General features: G+C 25.2%; 3 protein-coding genes. All 3 read right to left on the minus strand.

Translation table 11 applies throughout. The features are described 5' to 3' along the window. The coding region (locus tag BHE89_RS24400; protein WP_216081022.1) for a hypothetical protein at window positions 1-307 on the minus strand (307 nt) is incomplete at its 3' end. Between the two features lie 93 nt (window positions 308-400). Then, window positions 401-637 (minus strand): nucleotidyltransferase family protein, encoded by a 237-nt coding sequence (locus BHE89_RS17130; RefSeq protein WP_128860660.1) that lies wholly within the window; start codon window positions 635-637, stop codon window positions 401-403. A 70-nt stretch (window positions 638-707) separates the two neighbouring features. Further along, window positions 708-1238: a hypothetical protein gene (locus BHE89_RS17135; RefSeq protein WP_128860661.1), complete on the minus strand. Its 531-nt coding sequence runs from the start codon at window positions 1236-1238 to the stop codon at window positions 708-710. Window positions 1239-1435 lie beyond the last annotated feature (197 nt).

Genomic DNA, 1435 nt, shown 5'->3' on the forward strand with positions numbered 1-1435 from the left:
TATTTTTATATAGGTAAAAATCTTTAATTTCAGATAAATGATAATCTATAAATGATTTATATAAATAATCGAGGATCTCATGAGATAAATGATTGGCATTATTATAAAAAATATTTTTTATAATTCTGGAAAAAGAACCAATAGAATTAGGATTATCAGATAAATTTATATCTAAATATCTATTATTTAAATTACAGTAATAATACCTACTGCAAATCACATCTTGTTTTTTAAAATCTAAATAATATTGCATCCCAATTAAAAAAAAGTTGTTTTTTAATATATTATCAATACTGTTATTTAACATTTTCAACCTTTATCATTTGAAAATGCCCAAGTATCTTCAAAATGCCAAAAATCAATATCTAACATATTGGTTTCTATACGAAATCCACCAAATTTATTTTTTAGTTAGTCTCTCGCTACTTAAGAATTCTAAAAGACGGGTAAAATCGTTTCTATCACCATTAAACACGAGATCAATATCTGAAGGCGTATTGTGTAATTCGATATCACGCACAACACCACCGAAAGCATAAATATTTGATGAATCAAATAAATTTACTTTATTCATAATCAAAGAAAGCGCGGTGTTATTTAACGATTCTTCATAAAAGAAAACGAAAAACTTTACCACTTAAGCGCTCTCTATTTGTTGTGAATTGGCGCGATATACTCATTTTATTATCTTATCAATTTTATGATATTTAATGAATTAGTATATAACTAAAGCCGTTTTTTTCAAATTGCTCATCATAAAGTGGTTTAAGCTCATTATGTAATGAAATTAAATAGCTATCCGTCACCCCAGATATAGTGTCGGCAAGCAATTGAAATTCTTGATATAATATAGTTAACTTTTCTTTATTCTCTTTGTTTTCAAATACACGTCGATAATTTTCAGATATTCGTTTATATGCATAATCACCAAAAAATGTCTTAGAATATTGAGGGTTATCTTTATTACCATTACCATGAATGCCAATCCATAGCATATCCATTAAATTATTTATATAATGGGAGCCTTCAACTTCTAGTTTAAGAACTTCTTTATTTCTGTATCCAAATATTTTATCAAACTCTTTTAATGCCTTACATAATAAGTAGGAATCACTTTTTTGAAATAATATCTTTGCTTTTGAATACTCCATTTTTAATATCATTATGATTTTTTTATAAAAAGCAGATGATACAGAATTAATCATAATTCTAATCGCTTCAACCCTAAACATTTGCATGCTAATATCATCAATTTCGTAAGGTGTTAAATTTTCATCACAATTTACAAATTCAATATATTTCTTTCTGGATTTTTTTTATTAAACTATTTAATAGTGTAATTTCACAAGAGTATTTAGATATGTCTTCAATATTGTTTTTATAATTCTCAAGAAATGAAAATAAGTCATTAATTGAAGCTAACCCTTTTTTTATT

Origin of the sequence: Shigella sp. FC1967, from assembly GCF_001743005.1 — a bacterium.
Taxonomy (GTDB): Bacteria; Pseudomonadota; Gammaproteobacteria; order Enterobacterales; family Enterobacteriaceae; genus Proteus.